This window comes from Candidatus Neomarinimicrobiota bacterium, assembly GCA_022573815.1.
GTDB lineage: Bacteria > Fidelibacterota > SORT01 > SORT01 > SORT01 > JACZTG01.
Window position 1 is genome coordinate 121,457 of sequence record JACZTG010000003.1, and the last position, 24,489, is coordinate 145,945.

Genomic DNA, 24,489 nt, shown 5'->3' on the forward strand with positions numbered 1-24,489 from the left:
TTGCGAAAACAATGGAATATAGGTAATTTGATTAATATGACAGATTGTGTCAAATAAAAGATGAAAAAGCATCTTAAATTATTTTTTACATCGCTGAGCCTCGTTCTTATTGTAGGTTTGATAGGATTGCTGTTTTTTATATTTCAGCCAAATTTATATCGCAATCAAATTGAATCAACATTAAATGAGGAATTCGCGTTTAAGCGTGGATCACAATTCCACATTGAAAGAGTGTCGGGTAACCTTTTAAATGGATTTGAAATTCAGAATCTAAGTTATTCCGACAGTTCAAAAACTTTTGAAATCTTCGCAGAAACCCTGCGGTTAAAATATAGCATCAGAGATCTTCTAAAGGGTGAGTTCACGCTGAAAGAGATGAAGCTCATAAATCCATCCATTTCTATTAAGCAGAAAAAGAATGGAGCACAAAAGATTGAAGCGGATTCAACTCTGAAAACCAGTCCGAAAATAAGTATTTCATCCTTTATAATCGAAAACGGAGTGTTGGAAATTGAAGAAGGACAATTTTCTTATCTTGTCGAAGATTTAAATCTCAACGGCTCGTTCCTGATGAAGGATAATGAGATAAAAGTGAAAATTAAAAGCGGCGGCGTCACTTATCCTTCGCGGAATTTAGAGTTAGAAGGCTTATCGGGAACAATCGCATTTACAGAGGAAGGATGGAGGTACGACTCAATTCAGTTTACCGCACTGAACTGCGATGTGATAGCGAGCGGTTGGATGGTTACAAGTCCTAAGCTACAAATGGGATTCGACATAGCGGCAGACATAAATTCATTCGATAAAATATTTGACTTCCTCGGACAAGACGCGGAGCTGGATGGAAAAGTTTCTATAGTTGGAAACGTCGGTGGATCGCTTTCAGATTTTGGTTTTAACTTTTCCGCTTACGGAGAAACAGAGGGAAGAACTTTTGATGAATTCAACTTTTCAGGCGGATACAGTGGTGAGGAGCTGGAGTTAGTAAGTTTTGACGGAATGATCTCTAAAGCCAGTCTCAGTGGGTACGGAAAAGTCACAAGGAAAGGTGAATTCAGCGGGTCTTTAAGTTTTAAAGAATTTGATATTGGCGATCTGAAATTCGCCGATATCGAAAGTGATATTAACGGCGAAATTAAGTTTCGCGGTTCGGGATATACAAGGGAAACGCTTGAGATGGAAGGCGACCTCAATATATATAATTCTAAGATAGAAAATATTCGTATTGAAGAATCATCGAGTGTGTTTTCAATCGCAGAAGAGAATATCAATCTGAAGAAATTAACGGTTCGACTCGCAGATTCGGAATTTGAGGCAAATGGGAACCTGAGATTTAACGGAATGATAAATGCCGATATAAAAGCGCCAATCATAAGCTTGGAAGAATTTTCGAATCTGTTCAAGCTGAGTGGTATTAGTGGAGATTTGTCGGCCAATCTAACGCTGACAGGTAAATTGGATGACTTGAATTTGGCAGGAGATTTTGATATTGCCGATCTTTCCCGGAATAATGTTACCTTCAAATCAACAAAGGGGATATTCGTTCTCAACAATATAAGCACTGATTTGAGTGGAAACGGATTTTTTCATCTGCAAGAGGGGAAATTAGGGAAAATCAAGATTAGTTCATTGGATATTTCCACGGATTTAAATGATGGAACTCTCTCTGTAAGCAATTTCAATGCAGTAAATGCGGACGATTATATGAAATTTACCGGATGGATTAATCAAGATGGACAATTTGAAATTGATTCCCTATCGGGTGAATTCAGGGGATACAAGATCAGTAGCGATGAAGCGATTCTCGGCTCAAGAGAAGGAAGCATATTCCATGTTGGACCTGTAGTATTAAATTTGATGGGCGGCAGTATAGATTTTTCCGCTGAATGGGATAAGTACTCCGGCACTATGGCGAGTTCAATATTACTCAAAACGATAGATTTAAAAATTATTTCAGATATTGTCGATTACGAGAAAGGATTTGGCGGTAAGGCAAGCGGAGCGATTGTTCTATCGAATACGATAAACTATCCGTCCATTAAGGGGCTATTGACAATCAACAAAGCAATTTATGGTGTGAATTCTTTTGATGATGTAACGGCAGATTTTATCTATAAAAATAATATTCTAAGAATCAACAAATTAAATCTAAGCAACAAAAATGATTCCTGGCTGAATATTTCAGGCTTTCTCGATTTGGATTATGACAAGATTAAAAATAATCAGTCGCCATTCTCAGGTGAAGAAGAATTAAATTTTGACATAGCGTTGAATAAGGTAAATCTTTCGAATTTTAAAAATGTAAATCCGTTTAAAGAAGATATCGGCGGGATCATCACAGGCAATATAAAGCTGTCTAATACGTTCCTTCAACCTGAATTGGAATTTAATCTGGACTTGGAAAACGGATGGTACGATCTAATTACATTCACTGAATTGCATGGGGACGGTAGTTATAAAAATTTAAAATTAGTTTTGAACGATTTAAGGGCTAATTCTGAAAACGGAGAATACTCCGGTTATGGACAACTTCCCCTAAATCTGGCTTTGTGGAAAATAAAAGGAAGAAAGCTCGAAGGGCCGTTGACGATTAACGCCACAGGACAAAGTCGTGATCTACATTTTTTAAGTCCGTATTTCGTTGAAATTGATAATATAACAGGCAATTTCGAAATGGAGTTTGCGCTTTCAGGTACTTTTGAGACTCCGATTCGCGATGCTCATTTTATAATTAAAAACGGCTCTGTGATCACCAATCTTACTCAAAATTCACCGACCAACATAGCTGGAGAATTTCTGATTGAAAAGAATATGGGAAGAATTATTTCTCTTTCCGGAGAAATGAAGGGCGAGAAGAAGAAAGGGTTGATGGACAAGCTATTAAATAAGACGTCAGGATTATTTTCAGGATTAGGCGGAATATTCGGAAAAAGTGAGGAGATAGCTAATCCGAAACAATTTTCAATTGAAGGGGATATGGATTTCAGTTCATTTTTCAGACCGAGGTTAAATCTCAGAGCAAGAGGTGAGCAATTATATGTTCTCAGTATTCTTGGTGAGGTTGAAGCGATTACAGATATGGATATTACAATTACCGGAAAAGATACTATTGAAATCGCCGGTGAATTAATTCCCGATATCGTCACCATAAGGACTGAATTCGTGGAAGAACTTGATGAAATTATCGTTGAGGAATCAATTCCTTACCTCGTTTACAACATCCATGTCGATATGCCTGATCAGTTTTATCTGAAAAATAGTCAGGCTGACATAGAATTCAGCGGTGATATTTGGATTATTAAAAGACCCGGAGAGGAGTATAATTTTTCAGGTAATCTTTCCTCTCTCAGCGGAAAATTTTATTATATCAATGACACTTTCGAGATAGAAAGAGCAAATATCGGATTCGACCCCTACGAGTTTAATCCGACATTTGATATACTTGCCACCACTACCATTGGAGGTGAGGATATCAGTGTTGAGATGGGCGGCACTCTCGAGAAACCAACCTATACCTTTGAATCGGAAAATAATTATAGCGAAGGAGATATTATTGCACTGATTAATTTCAGGCAGCCGGGAACAATTACTCCAACCGGATTACAAAGTGGCGCTAGCTTAATGGCTCGAAGTTATCTGGAAAAAAGCTTTGAAACACTTGGTGGACAATTATCAGGATTCGATATTTTTGATTTGCAAACCGAAGGTGGTAATCTTCAGGATACAGAAATATTGGTCGGACGACGAATATCAAGAAGTTTTTTTGTTACTTACCAGGGAGGGTTATCGAGTTTTCAATCTTCACCGCAATTCGGTCTGGAATATAAGATAAATAAAGCCAGCTCTCTTGCCGGAGATATAGACACCGACGGGCTATTGCATGTCAATTATAAATTTAGGCTTCAATATTAGTATGGTACTATTGAAACAAAAATTTATTAATCTTGCAACAAATAACCGCTCGCTTAGCGGGATTTTGCTTCTATTATTTGCTCTATTTTTTATATCTGCTGATTTAGCAAATGCTCAAGGTTTGCTTCGCGTTAAAGAAATAAAAATCCATGGAAATGAAAATTATTCCGACGGTAAGATAAAAGGGGAGATGAACTTGAAGTCACCCGGATTTCCGGGATTTCTAAGAAAGGGTTCAGAATTCAATGCCAGGATATTGAGACTTGACAGGACTTCTATTCGCAAGTTTTACGAAAGTAACGGATATATTTATGCTGAAATTACGGACTCAATTGAAGTATTGAATCGTAAGGATATTATTATCCATCTAAATATTATTGAAGGAAAGCAGGTCAAGATTTCGGAAATAAATGTTAGAGGAAATGATCTTATTGCCGATACTGAGATTCTCAGGATGTTTGAATCGAAATTGGGTAAGCCGCTGAATCCTTACCTTTTAAGGAAAGACCTCGCCACTATAAGGTCTGCATATCAAGCCAGGGGTAAACCATATGCTCAATTCAGGAATGAACTCAAGGGTGATAATAATATAACAATTGTCATCGATATAATAGAAAACGAGACCGTATTTATTGACAGTGTTATCGTCCTTGGTACCAAAAAAGTAAATACGAATATTGTTTTGAGAGAGTTGGCATTTAATCCGAATGAAAAATACAATATTGAGAGGATTGAAGAAAGCCGAAAAAGAATTTTCGAGACAGGGCTATTCTCAAATGTCACGATTATTCCGGTTCGGACCGATACCGTTAACAGACGCCTTAACTTGGTAGTAACGGTCAGAGAAAGAAGGATGCGACAATTAGGCGCTCAAATCGGATTCAAACAAAGAAAGATAGCCGGTAATTCCGAACCGGTTACGGATCTGAACACTGTTGGCGAATGGTATAACAGAAATCTCTGGTCCAGCGGACGACTTCTACGATTCAAAGGAAATGCTTCCGTTGGTGCAACTGATTTTTCCACAGGACAAACGCGATTTGAGGCGAGCTATACCGAGCCATGGGTACTCGGTCAAAGAGCGCCAACTACTTTAAGAGCATTTATAGAGCGAGAAAGAATTAAAATTCCGGAAACAATAACTTTGACAAGGTTCGGTGTTGATTTATCATTGTGGAAAAAATTCAGTGAAGAATTTTCTGCCCGAATATCGCAAGGTATCACAATAACAAATGTCATTGACGACCTCGATAGTCTTATTTCCGATTCTTTGGGAATTAGGGATGAAGACACTCAAAGATCAATTAATCTGTTGATTATTAACGACAAGAGAAAAAATGTATTTCTGCCGACCAATGGATCAATTTTGACTTTGGAGGGAAAAATTGCAGGAGGATTCATGGGCGGCACCAGCGACATATTCCGAGCTGAAATATCGTGGAGTCGCTATCAGCCATTTCTTTTGAATAAATCATGGACATTGGCTACAAGGTTGAAGGGCGGATTTATTAACGCATATGGTAATACGCCGTCCATCCCTTTCTTTGACCGGTTCTTCCTTGGAGGTGGTAACTCGGTTAGAGGTTATAAAGAGCTTCAGCTACAAGAATTTAGCGGCGGGGAAGTCAAAGCAATTTATAAACTTTTAGCTAATATTGAACTCCGTTTCCCCTTATTTTGGAGATTTGGAGGCGAGGTGTTTGTAGATGGCGGAAATCTCTGGAATGAAATAGCGAAAGCAACTCCGGCAAGAATGAGATATTCAGTAGGAGGAGGGATTACGTTTATGACGCCGATGGGCCCGGCAAGGCTTGATTACGGCTACAAAATAAATCCCTCCTTTAAAGATGAATTTTCACCGGATTATTCACCCGACAGATTACACTTTGGATTTTTGTTTGCTTTCTAACCACTCAATGCCGGGATCAGTTTTTTGATATCATTCGATAAATTCACATTAAAAGCGCAAGAATCGATAAAAAGAGCCGAGGAATTAGCTTCTGAAAGTAAAAGCCCGGAAATAGCGAGTGGGCATCTTCTGAAGTCAATGTTGGCAGATGAAGCAAACACGGCTTCCGCCATCATAAGTAAACTCGGTATAGCGACAGCTGATCTCGATAAATCAATAGAGAAAGTTCTTTCAAAACTACCAAAAACATCGGGAGGAGGAATCGGAGCTCCGGGGCTATCGCAGGAATTGGATGCGGTTTTAAACAAATCGCTTGAAGAATCGGTCTCTCTGAAGGACGAATACATCAGTAATGAACATCTGCTTATAGCGATGTCTACTACAGAAACATGTATGGTGTGGAAATCGTTGAATAATCTCGGAGTAACAAAAGAAGCAATTTTAAATGTCCTGAAAGATATCAGAGGCAGCCAGCGGATTACAGACCAGAATCCTGAGGAAAAATATCAGGCTCTGAAAAGATACGGCAGAGATCTGAATGAATTGGCACAGTTAGGAAAACTCGATCCGGTTATCGGTCGTGAAGAAGAAATTAGAAGAGTTATGCAGGTACTTTCGCGCCGTAGAAAAAATAATCCTGTTCTTATCGGCGAGCCGGGAGTGGGGAAAACGGCGATTGTGGAAGGCATAGCATTCAGAATAGTCAGCGGTGATGTGCCCGAGGGACTTAAAGATACACGAATAGTTGCTCTTGATATGGGTTCTCTCATTGCCGGCGCCAAGTTCAGAGGTGAATTTGAAGACAGGCTAAAGGCTGTGATTAAAGAAGTAGAGGATTCTGACGGTAAAGTAATTCTGTTCATTGATGAGTTGCATACCGTCGTTGGGGCAGGCGCGGCGGAAGGAGCGGTTGATGCGAGTAATATACTTAAACCCTCGCTTGCCAGAGGGGAGCTGAAGGTTATCGGCGCCACTACTCTCGATGAATACAGGAAGTACATTGAGCCGGATGCCGCTCTCGAAAGAAGATTCCAGCCGAACATAGTGAATGAGCCGAGCGTGGAAGATGCTATAAGTATTCTAAGGGGATTACGTGACAGGTACGAATTACATCACGGAATAAAGATAAAGGATGTGGCTTTAGTTGCCGCCGTAAAACTATCGCACAGATATATATCAGACAGGTTTCTTCCCGACAAGGCGATAGACCTTATTGACGAAGCGGCGAGTAAATTGAGAATCGAGATAGACAGTATGCCGTCGGAGCTCGACGAACTTGAACGGAAAATCAGGCAGTTTGAAATAGAAAAACTCGCTCTTCTGAAAGAAGAAGATTCGGCGGACAGAAGTAAAGAATTGGAAAAACAGCTTAAGAAACTAACGAAAGAAGCGGAAATTCTTCGTGAACAATGGGCTGCTGAAAAAGAGGCGATAGCAAAATTAAGAGAAGTGAAAAAGGCTACTGAAGTTGCCCGTGATGCTTTCAGTAATGCCGAAAGAGAGGGCGACTACGAAAGGGCTGCGGAACTGAAACATGGAACATTAATCGAACTCAAAAAGACAGCCGGAAAATTGGAGGATGACCTTAAAAATCTTCAAACAGAAAAACGACTTTTAAGAGAGGAAATAAACGAAGAAGACATAGCTGAGATTGTCTCCAAGTGGACAAACATTCCCGTAAGCCGGATGATTGAAGGCGAGAGGGATAAATTGCTTCAGATGGAAGAGAGGCTCGGTAAACGAGTTATAGGTCAGTCTGAGGCTATTAAGGCAGTTTCTGACGCAATCAAGCGCGCACGAACCGGATTGCAGGAAGAATCGCGCCCTCTCGGTTCTTTTATCTTTATTGGTTCAACCGGTGTAGGAAAGACGGAATTGGCAAAAGGTTTAGCCGAATTTTTATTTGATGATGATAACGCTCTGATTCGTATTGATATGTCCGAATATATGGAGAAACATTCGGTGTCGCGTTTTATAGGTGCGCCTCCGGGCTATGTAGGATATGAGGAAGGCGGACAGCTTACGGAGGCTGTGCGGAGAAAACCTTACTCTGTAATACTGTTAGACGAAATTGAGAAAGCTCACTCTGATATTTTTAACGTTCTCCTGCAAGCGCTTGACGACGGTAGAATGACCGACGGACAAGGGAGGGTAGTTAATTTTAAGAACACAATATTTATTATGACATCAAATCTCGGTTCGCCCATAATCGTAGAAAAATCAGAGAAAATGACATCATCAAATCAATCTGAGATCTATGAAGATATAAAAAATGAAGTACTGTCGTTGTTACAAAGTAATTTCAGACCGGAATTTCTGAACAGGATAGACGATATAATAGTTTTTCATCCACTGAGCGCCGAGGATTTAAATAAAATTGCAAGGATTCAGATAAATAAATTATTTGAGAGGGTGAATGAAAAAGGAATTGAACTCAAAATTTCAGATGATGCGCTTAATTTATTGGCAAACAAAGGATATAATCCTGCATTCGGCGCGCGACCATTAAAGCGAATATTGCAAACAGAGGTGACTGACAGGGTAGCGAATCTGCTTTTAAACGGTGAGGCGAAAGAAGGAGATAAGCTTGAGGTGCGCGTCAACGGCACGGGGGTGGAGGTCGTAAAGATTTAATAACAATCCTGTTATTTTACTATAACGGTTTTCAGCTAATTTAAATTAGATATTATTTTATAAATAGTACCATCCCGATTTACTTGTATTTGAATTAAATAGTTATAAATTTCTTACGCCAAAAACAGGTTAATTCCGTCTTAATAATTTGAAGGAATTTGTTGTTGGCAGACAGAGAACTACCTTATTGAAATTATAATGGAGGAATAATAAATGAAGTTGGCTCACACTGTAGGCTTATTAGCCTTAACGGCGGTTTTGTCGGCATCCTGCTCATCAACAGAAACGGAGAACGAGCTTTGGTCAAAGGCAAAAGTGTTTCGAACACAGGAGAATCACGATGAATCGATTGAATCACTTGAAAAAATGTTACGAAATTATCCTAAGGGTGCACATACTTCCGAAGGAAGATTCTTACTTGCGGACGCTTATACAAACATCAAAAAGGATTATGACAATGCTGTAACCGAATACAGGCGTGTGACGTTAGAGTACGCAGAGAGTAAATTAGCGCCGAAAGCTCAATTTATGATCGGATATATTTACGCAAACTATTTAAAAGATTATGATAAAGCTCAGGCTGCGTATCTTGAATTTCAGGAAAAATATTCTGACGATGAACTTGCTCAGGCTGTAAAGTTTGAGCTGGAGTATCTCGGGAAAGATTTAGATGAGATCAGCGCACTGAAAAATATTTTGAAGCCTGAGGGAATATAATTTGTGAATAATATAGTGGAGCAAATGGATGGCAGTTGATTTAGAAAAATTGCACTCCAAGATAGAAACTGAGAGCCGGTTTATTGAAAAAATTATAACGGAATTCGATAAGGTTATAATTGGTCAAAAGACTCTCATCCGTCGTCTATTGATAGGTCTATTAGCTGATGGTCATATTTTAATTGAGGGTGTTCCGGGTTTAGCCAAGACACTAATGGTAAGCACATTAGCTAAAATCATAAAAGCGAAATTCCAGAGAATCCAGTTTACTCCCGATCTATTGCCGGCAGATTTGCTCGGTACCCTGATATTCAATCAGAAAGAAGGCGTATTTACAACCCGTAAAGGACCGATATTCGCTAACTTTATCCTCGCTGACGAAATTAACAGGTCCCCCGCAAAAGTACAAAGCGCATTGTTAGAGGCGATGCAGGAGAAACAGGTTACCATTGGAACGGAGACTTTTCCGCTTGAACAGCCGTTTCTTGTATTTGCGACACAAAATCCTATAGAACAAGAAGGCACATATCCGCTACCGGAAGCTCAGGTAGATCGTTTTATGCTGAAAGTAGTCGTAGATTATCCTGACAGAGCCGAAGAATTAGAAATTATGCAGAGGATGGGCAATACAGGTGAAATACCCGAAGTAAAATCCGTGGTTACGACCAAGGAAATTCTATCGGCAAGAAAAGTCGTGGATGAAGTTTATATGGACGAAAAAGTGGAGCGATATATAGTAGATCTGGTTTTTGCGACCCGGGATCCTGAATCTGTGGGATTGAGTGAGTTGAAAGGTCTGATATCCTATGGAGCGTCTCCGAGAGCCTCGATATTTCTTCGATTGGCTGCCAAGGCGCACGCGTTCATAATGCGGAGAGGTTATGTAACGCCGGAAGATATCAGAGCGATCGGAATGGATGTATTGCGGCACAGAGTGATTTTGACATACGAAGCCGAGGCGGAAGAAATGACCTCGGAAAACCTTCTCGAAAAGATATTCGATACTGTTGAAGTACCTTGATTTTAATTCAGTTGTTAGCGCCCAAATCTAAACTATAATAATATGCTGCCTAAAGAAGTACTCGAAAACGTTCGCCGATTAGAAATCGGCACCAAAAGTCTGGTAAACGAGATTTTCAGCGGCGAATATCACACTGTTTTCAAAGGTCGTGGAATGGAGTTCAGCGAGGTAAGAGAGTATATACCCGGCGACGACATCAGGAATATCGATTGGAATGTTACAGCCCGAACGGGCGCTCCTTTCGTGAAGATATTTAGCGAAGAACGGGAACTTACAGTGATGCTTCTTGTTGATATGAGTCGCTCAGGCACCTTCGGTACACATTATCGTATGAAAGACGAGGTTGCTATAGAGATATGCGCATTGCTCGCCTTTTCGGCAATGAAAAATAATGACAAAGTCGGAGTTCTGATATTCACTGACAGGATAGAGAAATTTATTCCACCGCGAAAGGGAAGACAGCACGTTCTGAGAGTGTTAAGAGAGATAGTTTATCACGAACCTCAGAACAGCGGCACAGATTTGAAATCAGCGCTTGATTATCTTTTGAGAGTGATAAAACGGAATTCTGTGGTATTCGTCCTTTCTGATTTTATGGATGAGGGTTATGAGAAATCTCTAAGAGTGGCTTCCTCAAAACATGATGTCATAGCAATAAAAGTCACTGATCCGTTGGAAGAGGAATTGCCTGATGCGGGGCTTATTTCTTTATTCGATGCGGAATCCGGGGAAAACGTTGTGATTGATAGTTCAGACAGAAATACCAGAATTTCATACGCTGCGGAGAGACAGGCTCAACGGGAATATTTGGAAACGATGTTTAGAAAAATAAGTATGGATTTTGTTACAATAAATACATCTGAATCCTACGTAGAACCGTTGTATAAGTTTTTCAGACAAAGGGCAAAAAGATTTCGATGAATATGAAAGTTCATCGGGTATTCTGTCTATTAATTTTAATCGCTTCTACGACACCAATTGCAAATGCACAGGGAGTTCGCGTTGAAATGTTTGCGGAGCCGGAATCGCTTAGGGTCGGAGACGTTTTGAAATTGAACTTCGAAATTATCCATAACAAAGAATATCAACTTCAACTTCCCGATTTGCGTATTTCACTGCTTCCGATTGAAGTAGGCGAACCAATAATCAGCAGAGAGAAGAACGATGATGGCGTTTGGACTGAGAATCTCAGATTTGAAGCGTTTGTGTTTGATACAGGCGCTGTAGTTATTCCATCTCAGAAGGTCGTATATTGGCATGAATCAGATTCTTCCAACAGAAAAACGGCTTACACAGACAGTCTCTGGATTTACGTCAAGAGTGTTTTAACGGCGGATGCTCAGGATATTAGAGATATAAAAGAACCTGTGGAAATTCCGCAGCCGTTCGGTCATTGGAAACTGCTGTTTGGAATCATGGTTGCTATCGCTATTTTAGCAGCAGCCTATTATCTGTGGAGAAAGAGGAATGATAAGCCAATGATACCTTTTAGAAAACCTATCGTAATCAAGCCCGCACACGAAATTGCGTTAAAAGCATTAATTAGATTAAAAAAAGAAAATCTTGTTGAAAAAGAAAATCTAAGCCCATATTTTACCGAATTATCAAAAATACTAAGAGAATATATAGAGAATAGATATTTTTTAAAAGCGCTTGAAATGACTACAACCGAAATGCTTGACGCAATTGAGAACGAACTATTATATGATACGATCGGCGACACTGTAAAATCGGTACTGACGGAAAGTGATTTGGTAAAATTCGCGCGGTTCAAGCCTGAGTTATCCGTTGGCAGGAAATTGCTGGATAACACAGTCGCTCTGGTTGAGAAAACAAAAGTAGTTCCTATTGAAAATAATTCCGGAAATGTATCAATGACAGTTCCGGTCAAGGAGGAAAAAGTTTGATAGATGTAAAAAACTTAACGAAGAATTACGGAAGTTTCCAGGCGGTGAAAGATGTTTCGTTTTTCATAGATAAAGGCGAAGTGGTTGGATTTCTCGGCCCGAATGCCGCTGGAAAAACCACAACTATGCGAATACTGACATGTTTTATGTCAGCTACCGGAGGTACCGTATCTGTCGCGGGATTTGATGTGTTTGATAACGCGATGAGCGTAAAGAAGCGTGTCGGATACCTCCCGGAACATCCGCCTCTTTACCATGAAATGACGGTTGAATCATATTTGACCTTCGTCGGTAAGATAAAGGGTCTGAGTGGAAAGGACCTGAAAATGAAATTGGAAAAATCCTTAGAAAGAACCAACTCGTTAGACGTAAGAAAACGGCTTATCGCCAACCTCTCAAAAGGTTACAAGCAAAGAATCGGTATCGCGCAGGCTCTTATACATGACCCGGAAGTGCTTGTATTGGACGAGCCCACAGTCGGTTTAGACCCTAAACAGATAATTGAGGTAAGAAACCTCATAAAAGAGTTGGGAGAAGACCATACGATTATTCTTTCCACACATATACTTCCCGAGGTTAGCGCTACTTGCGGAAGAGTAATTATTATCAATAAAGGAAGGATAGTTGCCGAAGATACTCCGGAGAATCTAACAGCGGGATTGGAAGGACACGAGAATATTGAAGTTACCATTGAGGGACCTTCAAAGAATGTGGCAAGCGCACTCAAAGATCTGTCCGGAATTAAAAGTGTAGAAAGCAGCGGCGAAGGGAAGAGTTTGGTTTATAAAATAGAAATTGACAAAAAAACTGATGCGAGAAAATCAGTAGCAGCATGTATTGTTAATAACGGATGGGGACTTCTTGAATTGAAAATAGTAGGGAAAAGCCTTGAGGAAATATTCCTTCAGCTGACAACAGATGAGGGGGAAGAGGCATGAAAAATACATATCATATCTATATGAGGGAGCTTAAGTCTTATTTTGTATCGCCGATAGCATATGTGGTAATCGCATTATTTCTTGCCATCAGCGGTATATTTTTCTATCTGCTCCTCCAAAATTTCATTCAAACCAGCTTCAGGGTAATGGTACAGGCACAGCAATTCAATATGAAAGTTCCTCCAATGGATATAAACCAAATGATTATCAGGTCGTTATTTCTGAATATGAGCGTTATAACTCTATTTATGCTTCCGATGATAACAATGAAATTGTTTTCTGAGGAAAAGAAAAGCGGGACTATTGAACTCCTATTCACTTCTCCTCTGACCAATTGGGAAATCATTTTGGGTAAATTTTTTGCCGGACTAAGCGTCTACATTATTATGATTTTGGGAACAGTTTCTTATGTGTCGGTATTGTTTATCTACGGGAATCCTGATTTATTGCCTGTGGTATCAGGCTATATCGGGCTAATTCTGATGGGAGCATTGACGGTCGCCATAGGAACGTTCATATCATCACTCACCGAAAATCAGATAATAGCGGCTGTGGGTTGTTTTGGCGCTATGATGATTCTCTGGTTCATCGGTTGGGCATCTAATTTTGTCGGTCCAACATTAGGAGGAGTATTAGAGTATCTTTCCGTAATGGGTCATTTTGGGGATTTTGCCAAAGGTATCATAGATTCATCCCACTTTGTATTTTATATTTCGTTTGGATTTTTTGCCCTCTTTCTTACTTATCAGGCTGTTGAATCAGCAAAATGGAGAGGTTAGCGAATGAAAAACTATAATAAGTATCTATTAATCGCTTCTTTTCCATTAGTTATTTTAGGGATATTATTATTCATCGTAAATAATGTTTGGACTGTTTCGAGCGTTATAATTACCTCCGTAGGTGCGGGAATCCTGCTTTTCAATTTAGTGGTAAAAAGGCAGATGGCATTTGCCTTTTTGGGAAAACGCTCCACTAAATACGGTTTGAACGCTATTATTGTAAGTTTTGTAGTGCTCGGAATTCTTGTCCTGATAAATTTTACATTGTTCAGGCACAGCTGGAGAATCGATACTACCTCTTCAGGTCAATTCAGTCTTGCTGAACAGACCGTAAACTTACTAGAAGCTCTCGATACAGATGTGAAAGTATATGCCTTTCAGAAGAAATTGGAGGCGGGCAGTATCGAGGATTTTTTAAAAGAGTATTCCTACCATTCAAGTTCGTTCGATTATGAGGTGATTGATCCTGATGAGAATCCTGAGCTGGCGAAAAGTTTAGGTGTAAGGAAATACGGAGAATTGGTTGTGCAGTCCGGAAGTAGAGAGGAAAGGATACAATCTCCCAGCGAAGAAGGTCTTACAAACGCTATTATAAAAGTCACCAGCACAAAAACACATAAGATATATATTCTATCAGGTCATGGTGAGAAAAGTTTTGAGTTGTCAGTTGACGAACGCGACTCATATTCATTAGTTGCGGGAGAATTTAGTAAAATAAATTATCAAACAGAGAGTCTCGTCCTCTACAATCAATTACCGGTTCCTGATGATGCGTCGTTAGTAATCGTCGCGGGACCTAAAAAAACACTTCTTCCGACAGAGGTGGAAGCTCTGAAATTCTTTCTTGAGAGTGGAGGCAGTTTGTTCATACTGCTTGAACCTCAAGTGAATGATGAAGGTTTGGAGAATATGCTGGCTGATCTGGGAGTGTTAGTGCAAAATGACATTGTAGTTGAGCAAAGCGCATCTTTTATAATATCGGGAGGCGGACTGAAAAGAAATACCAGAGTTTCTATAGAGCCGACTGCTGCAACCTACGGGCGGCATAGGATTACTAAGAATTTCCGACTGACTACCGCATTCCCAACTGCTCGCTCACTAAAAATAGACAGTGAAAACAAGCCGGCAGAATATAATTTGGTCGAATTATTTAGCACAAGTTTAAGCTCATGGGGTGAAACAGATTTTCAGGCGTTTCAAAAAAATGAAGTTGGATTTGACAAAAATACTGATAACGCCGGTCCGCTTGTTCTCGGCATTGTGGGAAGCGTGAAGGAAGAATTCGATGTAGGACGATTCATCGTGGTAGGCGATTCGGAGTTCGCCTCTAATCCATATCTCGCTCGCGCTTCCGGGAATAAAGATTTGTTTCTCAATATGGTATCATGGCTATTGGAGGATGAAGAACTTATTTCTATTCGACCGAAAGACCCTCAGGACAGACGAATTGAAATGAGTCTAAAGCAAACCAGCGTGGTATTCTGGCTATTGGTCATATCACTTCCGGTTTCCATTCTTTTATTGGGAGTGATTATATACTCTAAACGCAGGCGATAACCTATGAAATTCAAATCCACAATCCTGTTAGTCGTGCTGTTAGTTGCGGGAGTAGCAGCCGTTTATTTTCTGGATTATAAACCGGGAGAAGAACGAAAGGTTGAAGAATTTTTAGATAAGAAATTCATCACTATTGAAGCAGACAGCATTACCGAAATAGAGATAATAGTTCAGGAAGAAAAAGTATCTCTAATAAAATCAGAAAATATATGGTATATCAGTGACCCTATTAGAGTAAAAGCAAATCAAAATCTGATAAACACTCTGATTAGGACTGTCAGTAAAACAGATAAAGGAAGAAAAGTAAGCGATAGTTCGAATCTGACGACTTTCGGGCTGGATCCGTCAAAGGTCTCATTGAAATTTCTATCGAAAGACAGTCTCGAAACGGGATACTCCATTGGTGACGAAAGTCCCACCGGTGAATTCGTATTCGCCAAGCGGCATAATGATTCGGGCATATATACCGTACCGAAAGAACTCTTTACCCAGAGCAATAAGAAATTATACGACCTGAGAGAAAAAAATATTTTATCTCTGAAAAGTAACGAAATTCACAAAATATTCGTCAGAAGAAAATCTTTTAATTATGATATAAATTGGGACGCGGCAAAGCTTAGCTATATCATGGCTGTTCCCGCCACTTTGCCAATTGAAACTGTTAAGATGAACGCCTTTTTCTCAAGGCTAACAAATGGGCAAGCAAAAGAATTCATAGATATTGATCTACCTTCTCATTCTATAACAGGATTAGAGGATGGAGAAACTTCAATCAGGCTGTGGGCATCGGACCCGCCGCGACAGGAAATTCTGCTGATCGGCAATGCTGTCACCCGTGATGGAAAACCATATAGATATGCCCGCGATGCCTCCCGTTCGGCTATAATGCTCATTGATTCAAGTTTGGCTGAATATCTTGAAAGAGATCCGTTCGTGTTTATTCAGAAAGAGTTGCTGACATTTGAAAAAGATAAAGTGGATGAAATTATGCTTACATATAGCGGTACAAAAATTCATCTGACCAAAAATGACAGTTTGTGGAATTTGATTTCCACCGAAAATCTCATTGTGGATGAATCCAAAGTTAATGAATTTTTGGATAATTTGCTCTCGCTCAAAGCAACCGCAATTGAAAATTATGAACCGGAAAACCTGAATAATTACGGAATCAGCCCACTGATTTTCTATCTGAGTATATCGGAAAATGGGGAATTAGTGAATTCCATTCAAGCTGGAAACAGTGTAAACGATGAATCATATATTCTATCAGGTAAGAGCACAGCCATATTCAGAGTTAATTCCGCTTCACTGGAGAAGTTAAAAATTCAAAAAGAATTTTTCCAGAAGAAAGATAATTCGGAATTAGAAGAGACTTAATCCTTCTGTAAGTCTACTTTTTAATGCCGCTCGCAATGAGCGGCATTTTTATGATTTGAACAAAGCGTTGTTATAGGATATATTCAGAGCAATGAGCGCGCCTAATCAAACTCATAGTCAAAGCAAAGTTCTAATCTCCGGTCCGGCAAGAACCGGAAAATCCGAACAAATTATCAGCCGGATAAAAGAGTACGCTGAAAGTAACAGAAAATTTCTCCTCATCGTCCCGATGCATGATTCTGTGACACAATATAAGAGGCTTATCGCAGAAAACAGCGGCGGTCTGTTTAACTCATCAATTCTTTCTTTAAATGAATTGACAAAAAAAATAGGACAAGAATTCAATCAATCCCCATATGAAAACGCAAAAAAGTATCAACTCCATCAGATGGTTTCTGACATAATTGAGGAGAAAGCATCAGCAGGGGAACTGAAATATTTTAATGAAGCCTCGAAGCTGCTGGGATTCCCCGCCGAATTACTCAAGCTATTCGGCGAATTCATCCAATCTATGATAATGCCAAGCGATCTTATGGATTTGAAAATAGGCTGGAAACAGGAACAGAAATTATCTGAAATTCGGGCACTCTATGAACAATATCTCGGTAAGTGTGACAAAAGAAAAATCGGTGACACAGATTTACGGTTAAGCAAAGCGGTCGAACAGCTATCGGCTGATAATACCATATTCAGTGATTATAAAGCAATAATCGTGGACGGGTTTTACGATTATATCCCGCTGCAAAGGAGACTATTCGAACTTTTATTTAAGAAATTTGACGATGTACTCGCAACCCATCTTTATGATGACAATAGAAAAACAGTCTTTAAATACGCAGAAAGTGCGATTAGTCTTTTTGAGGGATTTAATAGTTTGCAACCGAAATATAGCAAGTGGGGCGAATCGCCCATAGCGATGATACGGGAAAATATTTTTGATGAAGGAGAGAATATTTCCGATAAGGCAGAAAATATCCCTATCAGCATTATAAAAGAACCCGGCTCTCGTAAATTAACGGAAGCTATCGCCAGAAAAGTTAAACGTTTAATCGCCGATGAAAGTATAACTCCGTCTGACGTAGGAATAATTTTCAGGCAGGGGAGACTGTTTCCTAAATTGCTTGAGCAGACATTCAACAGATTCGGAATTCCGGTAACGGTTAATGAGGTGTTACCGTTATCTGAGTACCAACCTGTCTGTTATCTGAAAAAGTTATTATCAATTAATCCGGAACGAAACATCGGAAGCGATTTAAGAAGCTTGTTGACCTCAAATTATACAAGGATAATTTTCAGCGCGGAAGAAATTGATACCCACTTCATTTTAAAAGTAATGAGAGAAGCCGGAGCTACCGATGACAAGCGAAGCTGTATCAAACGACTTGATGCCTATCTATTGAAATCGAAAGCTGATTACCATCTATCGGAAGTTGACAGAGGGAGAATTGAAACTGCCATATCCGTCATACGCGAGCTGTTTGACGTTTTCACCCCTCCAAGCGGACTAAACGAAGGCGATCTGTACATCGAGTACGCCGGAAAAGTAATCGATTTTATGGGAATAGAAAGTGTACTGAAACAGATGACAGATAATTCGGAACTGACCAATCGCTATGCATTCGAGAAGAGTATGAAAATGCTTGATGCATTGAAGGAATATTTACCGGAAAGAAAAACGAAATATTCAGATTTTCGGAATATGTTATTTATGGCATTGGATGATGAAAAAATAAGAGACAGAGAAAATCTTCCCGGTGGAGTGGAAGTGATGAAAGTTATGGACGCCAGATGGATGAGTTTCCACACAGTTTTCATATGTGATTTATCTGAGGGCGTATTCCCTGTGAGGGGACATTCCACGGGACTTCTGAGCAATCGAATAAGAAATCTCCTGGACAAAAAGTTTTCAAGTTCGTTGAGCAAGGATGCGGAAAACATACACGACGAAGAAAAACTTCTTTATTATATTTCACTCGCAAGAGCAGACGAGCAAATATTTTTATGCTATTCTTCTATCGATGCGGAAGGTAGAGATGTTTTGCGATCGAGTTTTCTGGATGCAACGGAAGTCGTTTATAGGAAGATCAGAGGCCAAGTTGCCGTCCCTGTTCAATCGGGATCGGTTAAAAAGATGTTTGATTCGGCATATCCTCCGGCTTCAGCCGAGGAGTTAATGAGAGCAGTTGCTTCTGCCGGTTTCATTGACAGCGATGTTTTAATTTCAGCCGGTGTCAAGGAAGAAAGTCTGAGTCGTCTGATTTCGATGGTAGCTGCGAGACAACGGCAAATGGAAAAAGTTCCGTCCTATTCCGGAATTATGGATGATAAGACGGCATTGAAATTACTTTCTGAACTAAACGATGATAAAAAGGATTGGTCGGCGACTGAAATTGAGCGATACGGGAAGTGCCCCTTTCTATACCTGATAGAGAAAGTATGGAATCTTCAAATTGAGGAAGAATTCAGAGAAGAGGTAACACCGCTTGATAAGGGTTCGTTCTACCATGATGTCCTGAAGCGATATTATTCTGCGGTTATTGACGGAAAGTCTGATAATAGCTTGGAAGGGAACAAAAAGTTGATGTCAATCTCCCTTCAATCAGTAATGAAATACGATAAATATAAAATGCACGGTATCGCGCCCATATTATGGGAGCTTAGCGCCGGTGAAGCGAAGGAAGTTCTAAATCGATTCGTAGAAGAGGATCAAAAAAAGAGAGATGACGGCATTTCCCCAATAGCGGTTGAAACGGCTTTCGGATTGAAAGCCCGAAAAAACGAGTCTCCTTATTCAGTTGAAACTCCTTTCATTTTGGAATATGAGGACTTCAGCGTTCGGTTAAAAGGAAGAATAGACAGGATTGATGCTAATGAGGACTTCAGCGAATATTCCGTATTGGATTATAAATCCGGAAGCAGTGTCCCGAATATAGAAAGCATTCTTGGCGGAATAAATCTCCAGCTTCCTCTTTATATTGAGGCGGTTAAACAAACAATTCTAAGCGATAAAAATTCAGAGCCTCATTCCGGATATTATTACGGTTTAAAAGAACTTCGTAAAACATTCGCATTTAATAAAGCTGACGATAAAGATTGGGATGATATTTTCCAGGTGACAAAGAATTTTGTGGGAGAGTATGTGAGGAATATCCGTTCAGGGAAATTCCTTGTGGAACCGAAAGATTGTAAAACACCGTGTGAATGGTCCAATCTGTGCCGATTCGCGGAAACATCCAAAGATTGATCGGAACTTAATATTCCTCTTACCCGGACAGCAGCCAAAATATAACGGCAGACAAACCGCCGGCGAGAGAGCAAAGAAAATTAACGCTGTCATTATTTAACAACCGCATACCCGTTGAATGAAGAGTAGGTTGTCCACAGTGCAAATTTTCTTCGGTTACACTATCGCAAACGACACAGCGGTTTTTCGATTGAAGGGTTGCTCCCAAAAAACTGTCGAATAAATTTCCCGTGATGCCGCCGATAAAAACGGGTCTGATTCCTGAATCAAGATAATGCGTCAAGGATTCACCGTCAAAAATAATTAACCCGCTGACTGCAAGCGCAGCCGAACCAACGATTCCCCCCACACTGCCTATAAAAGTAATTCCGCCGGATGTTCCTTTTCGTACTTTCTTAAAATTCGTCAACATCCGTGGCTGAGCTCCTGAAAACGCTCCTATCTCGGTGCTCCAGGTATCCGAAGTTGCAGCCGCAAGACTGCCGAGAAATAGTATCATCAACGCCGGAATTGGAAATAACATATATCCGGCGGCGGATAACGCAGCCACGGCGCCATTGGCTAAAACTTGTCTTGCCGTGCGCGGAGAGCGTTCTGACTTCTCTGTCTTTTTGTAGAATGCGCTTATGCGGGTAAGTATGCTTGAAAGAACGAAAAAGAGAATCAATGGGAATAGCCATTTTTCACCTGTTGCAATTATTATCGATCCTACACTGAAAGCGGCGATAAGCCCACTGCGGCTGAGAAATTTAGCTTTCTGAGAGAGGAGCGCAAGAAGAACAAGAAATACAAGCCACTGATATAAAGAGGAATTATTAATTTGATATAAGTCATTCATTCGGTAATAACCAATTCTGATTATAAGAAGATAGTTTTTTGGGCTGTTAAGTTTCTACCTAAATCAGCGAGATAGGAACTTCATAGTTAATTGCAACCGTGCCTTTCAACGTTTATATTAAAAATTCCCATGAAATTAGATAAACAGCAGAAAACGGCGGTAGATCATCCTGAAAAAACGATGGCTATTTCGGCAGGCGCGGGTTCAGGTAAGACAAGAGTATTGGTTGAGCGGTATATCAGAATCGTTTTAGACGGACTCGCAGAGATTGATGAAATTCTCGCTATAACATTCACCAAAAAAGCAGCTTCGGAGCTGAAATCGCGTGTACGAGAACGGCTTCAGGAAGTTTTTCAATCAGGTAAAGGAGAGAAAAAAATAATAGCGGAGAAGGCTTTACGGAAAATTGATTCAGCGCCGATATCAACAATTCACAGTTTTTGCCAATCGATACTGAAAGAGAACGCTATCGAAGCCGGTTTGGAGCCGAACTTCCGGGTACTCGATTCGAGCGAATCAAAGATTATGAATAACGAGATAATAAGCCGTCTGATTTCGAACTTTCTGCGCACTGATGACGAGGATGAATTGTTTCTTATTCATTCAATCAAATTAAACGGTTTATACGAATTAGCGCATATGGCTCTAAATGATAGATATCGGCTAAACAAAGCCCTTGAAACAAGCGCCGAGCTTGTAACTGATGGCCTCTATAACGATACGACAGATAGAATATTCGAAAACGAATACAACAGTTTGAGCCAACAGCCAGAATGGATAAATGCTTCGGAGAATCTTTCTAACTGTAAACCGACCGACGATTCGGACAGACTTGCGATTATTAGACAAATTGTTCTCAATCAATTCGAATCGCTCAGCGAAGAAGCGGGACTCGGCAGAAAATTTGAATTATTATCTTCGATTAGAGATTCTATCTCTCTAAGGTATGGAAAATCCGCCCTGTGGAAGAAAGGAGAGAAAGATATAGTAAAGGAATCGTTAAAAACTATCAGAGAAAAGATAGATGATTTCCTCGGAGTAGGGAAAGCTGAATTTCAGCTGATGCACTCCGAATCGATAGAGAAACTTCTGTCCGGAACGCTGAAGCTGGTTGGAAGACTGCACAAGGAATTTGATGGAGTAATGGAATCAATGGGAGCGTTGGATTATAACGGTTTGCTATTTAAGGCGATGCAGCTGCTCTCCGAACAAAAAAACATTGCCGAACAGTACAACTCACAGTATAAACAGATTCTTGTTGATGAATTTCAGGACACCGACGATATTCAGATGGAAATTATCAGAATTCTCGTCTCAAAAGGAAAAAACAGACCCGTTCTCTTTTTAGTTGGGGATGAAAATCAGTCAATTTACAAGTTTCGTGGTGCGGAAGTATCAAATTTCAGGAAGATGATGAAAGAAGTGGGGCTGGATAAACCTGATTACCTTTCGACAAATTATCGTAGTCAGCCGGAGCTGATTGAATTTCAGAACTCATTTTTTCGTTCCCTGCTATCAGATAATGAGGGCGGATATGAAAACAAACTCGGCAAAATGGAATCTCACCGAAAATCGAACGGCGAAGAGCAGAAAATTCAGCTGCTAATGCCCGTATTGGAAGATGATGATGAAGCGACAATCAGAGAAAAAGAAGCGGATATTCTGGCATCTCATATTCTCTCAATTGTCGGCAGGAAGAAAACAGAAACAGAAGGCGATGAAGAAAAATTTATTGAATATCGTGATATAGGCATCCTTCTGAGAAAAGTTACTCAGGTTCAGACGATTTTGGATAAGTTTAACGACTTCGGCATCCCATATTATTTTAACACTCGAAAAGGTTTTTATGATAAGTATGAAATAGTCGATTTGCTGAATTTAATGCGGGTTATAGAGTTCAGGAGAGATGATTATTCTTTAGCCTCCTTGTTAAGGTCGCCTATTGTTGGTTTATCGGATAACACGTTGTTTATTATGGGTGTTACCGGCAGTTTTACAACTGCTTTCAACGATGGAAACGGCGAACTATTCTCAGAAGTAGAGAAAGAAAAGTTTGTAAGAGCAAAGAAAATTATCAGCGATTTAAGAGAAGCAAAGGATCGTCTCAATCTATCAAAATTTATCCAAAAAATTATTGATGAAATAAATTATATCCCATTTTTGTTGAGCTCTAAAGATGGCGAGCAAAAGGCGTTGAATGTATATAAGCTTCAGGAAATTGTATTCAGGTTAGAGGAAGGCGGAGTCAAAACTTTCGGCGACCTGATGGAGAAATTAAACAGAATACAGAACCTGGAGATAAGCGAGGGAGAGGCGTTTTCTAATGCTGAAGGTGATGACGTGGTGGCTATTATGACAGTTCACAGCGCGAAAGGATTGCAATTTCCGGTCGTTTATCTTCCCGATCTGAACTCAACAGTCACGAATAAAAGCAGATTGTTTTATTATGATGGAAGTATAGGTTTCGGATATCGTCTGATACACGGAAACAGAGTTGAAATTGATATAATCGGATGGTCATTAAAGAAATTGGATAAGATAAAAGATATTTCTGAAACAAGAAGGTTGCTATACGTATCTATGACCCGTGCGGAAGACTATCTCTTCTTTGCCGGAGCGAGAGAAAAGAAAAAAGAGACTCTCACCTCGCCCAGAAAAGGCTCGTGGTTGAAAGAGATAATGGAAGGCATCGGACTCGATTCTGATGACGAAACTGACGCCGTCCAATTTAACGGTCTGACAATTCCTATCGTTAAGGAACTGAAAGAAGTGAAAGCTGCTGATTTAAAGAAAAAACCGGTTAAACTTTCTCCGGAAATCTTAAAATCCACGAAATATATCGAGCCTATCAAAGCTAAACATTATCCTGTTCGGATTACACCTACAGTATTTATGAAATATATTGAATGTCCCAAAAAATATGAGTTGTCGGAGATATTTGGTATTGAGGAGCCTGATAAAACGGAAAGCAAATCCGGCAAAAGTGAACCCGCATCGGGTAAAAAATTCGGGGATTTAGCTCACAAATTTTTGTCTCAATTGAAATTTCAGGAAGAAGAATTCGATTCGCTTATTGATAAAATGTTACGGAAGGATGAGATTAAAGGAAAATTGGAAGAAGAATATGCGGACGAATTGAAAAGAATAGTTGAACGATTCAGAAAAACCGAGATCTTCCGACAACTTCAATCTCTGCCTGAGGAAAGTATCAAAAGAGAGGAGAACTTTTTCATCGAATTTGATGGCGTAATTATCGAGGGCACAATTGACTTAATGTATGAATTCAATGAACGATGGAATCTATTAGATTATAAAACAGACGTTGTGGATAAAGATCAATTAAATAAGAAATTAGAACATTACAAGCCTCAGCTGCTGCTTTATGCGAAAGCGATAAAAGATATTACCAACGATTACCCGCTGAGGACGTCTATCTTTTTTACGCGACTTGGCGTGGAGCAGGAGCTTAGAGTGAATGATGATTCGATAGCGCAGGTTGAGAATCAGCTAAGAGATATGTTTACGAAATTGGGTACGGGAGATATACTGAAAAATCCGAAATCGTGTGATAATTGTGGTTATTACGGAAATTATTGCAAAGGCGCTTAAACGAAATGATAATTCGTGCGTCTAATTAAGTAGACAGACAAAACCGG

At 39.8% G+C, this 24,489-nt stretch carries 14 protein-coding genes; 13 read left to right on the forward strand and 1 reads right to left on the reverse strand.

What is annotated here, in order from left to right; translation table 11 throughout:
- The first annotated feature begins 60 nt into the window (after positions 1-60).
- The 12 genes from IIB39_02210 to IIB39_02265 all read left to right on the forward strand — a co-directional run bounded on the left by IIB39_02210 (position 61) and on the right by IIB39_02265 (position 19,995).
- Positions 61-3,912 carry a translocation/assembly module TamB domain-containing protein gene (locus tag IIB39_02210; protein ID MCH8927512.1) on the forward strand — a complete coding sequence of 1,284 codons (3,852 nt, stop codon included), beginning with the start codon at positions 61-63 and terminating at the stop codon, positions 3,910-3,912.
- 1 nt (position 3,913) lies between these two features.
- Positions 3,914-5,821: a BamA/TamA family outer membrane protein gene (locus IIB39_02215; protein MCH8927513.1), complete on the forward strand. Its 1,908-nt coding sequence runs from the start codon at positions 3,914-3,916 to the stop codon at positions 5,819-5,821.
- A gap of 27 nt (positions 5,822-5,848) precedes the next feature.
- The gene (clpB, locus tag IIB39_02220; GenBank protein MCH8927514.1) at positions 5,849-8,455 is read left to right on the forward strand and encodes an ATP-dependent chaperone ClpB; all 2,607 of its coding nucleotides are present in this window, start codon (positions 5,849-5,851) and stop codon (positions 8,453-8,455) included.
- 213 nt (positions 8,456-8,668) lie between these two features.
- Positions 8,669-9,172 carry a tetratricopeptide repeat protein gene (locus IIB39_02225; GenBank protein ID MCH8927515.1) on the forward strand — a complete coding sequence of 168 codons (504 nt, stop codon included), beginning with the start codon at positions 8,669-8,671 and terminating at the stop codon, positions 9,170-9,172.
- Between the two features lie 28 nt (positions 9,173-9,200).
- Entirely contained in the window at positions 9,201-10,193 is a 993-nt protein-coding gene (locus IIB39_02230; GenBank protein ID MCH8927516.1) for an AAA family ATPase, read from the forward strand.
- Positions 10,194-10,235: 42 nt separating this feature from the next.
- The gene (locus IIB39_02235; protein ID MCH8927517.1) at positions 10,236-11,114 is read left to right on the forward strand and encodes a DUF58 domain-containing protein; all 879 of its coding nucleotides are present in this window, start codon (positions 10,236-10,238) and stop codon (positions 11,112-11,114) included.
- Positions 11,111-12,100: a DUF4381 family protein gene (locus tag IIB39_02240; GenBank protein MCH8927518.1), complete on the forward strand. Its 990-nt coding sequence runs from the start codon at positions 11,111-11,113 to the stop codon at positions 12,098-12,100. Before IIB39_02235 ends, IIB39_02240 begins: the two co-directional genes overlap by 4 nt.
- Complete coding sequence (locus IIB39_02245) at positions 12,097-13,038, forward strand: ATP-binding cassette domain-containing protein (protein ID MCH8927519.1); 942 nt, start codon at positions 12,097-12,099, stop codon at positions 13,036-13,038. The genes IIB39_02240 and IIB39_02245 overlap by 4 nt, the downstream gene beginning before the upstream one ends.
- The gene (locus tag IIB39_02250) at positions 13,035-13,817 is read left to right on the forward strand and encodes an ABC transporter permease subunit (protein MCH8927520.1); all 783 of its coding nucleotides are present in this window, start codon (positions 13,035-13,037) and stop codon (positions 13,815-13,817) included. Before IIB39_02245 ends, IIB39_02250 begins: the two co-directional genes overlap by 4 nt.
- A gap of 3 nt (positions 13,818-13,820) precedes the next feature.
- Positions 13,821-15,374 carry a GldG family protein gene (locus IIB39_02255; GenBank protein ID MCH8927521.1) on the forward strand — a complete coding sequence of 518 codons (1,554 nt, stop codon included), beginning with the start codon at positions 13,821-13,823 and terminating at the stop codon, positions 15,372-15,374.
- A gap of 3 nt (positions 15,375-15,377) precedes the next feature.
- A complete protein-coding gene (locus tag IIB39_02260; protein MCH8927522.1) occupies positions 15,378-16,751 on the forward strand; it encodes a DUF4340 domain-containing protein in 1,374 nt (457 codons plus the stop codon).
- A 91-nt stretch (positions 16,752-16,842) separates the two neighbouring features.
- Entirely contained in the window at positions 16,843-19,995 is a 3,153-nt protein-coding gene (locus IIB39_02265) for a PD-(D/E)XK nuclease family protein (GenBank protein MCH8927523.1), read from the forward strand.
- A gap of 19 nt (positions 19,996-20,014) precedes the next feature.
- Here the strand turns inward: IIB39_02265 and IIB39_02270 are convergent, their stop codons facing one another.
- A complete protein-coding gene (locus IIB39_02270; protein ID MCH8927524.1) occupies positions 20,015-20,833 on the reverse strand; it encodes a DUF92 domain-containing protein in 819 nt (272 codons plus the stop codon).
- Positions 20,834-20,962: 129 nt separating this feature from the next.
- Here IIB39_02270 and IIB39_02275 point away from each other — a divergent pair, with 129 nt between their 5' ends.
- On the forward strand, positions 20,963-24,442 hold the full coding sequence (locus IIB39_02275) for a UvrD-helicase domain-containing protein (GenBank protein ID MCH8927525.1): 3,480 nt from the start codon (positions 20,963-20,965) through the stop codon (positions 24,440-24,442).
- Positions 24,443-24,489: the final 47 nt, after the last annotated feature.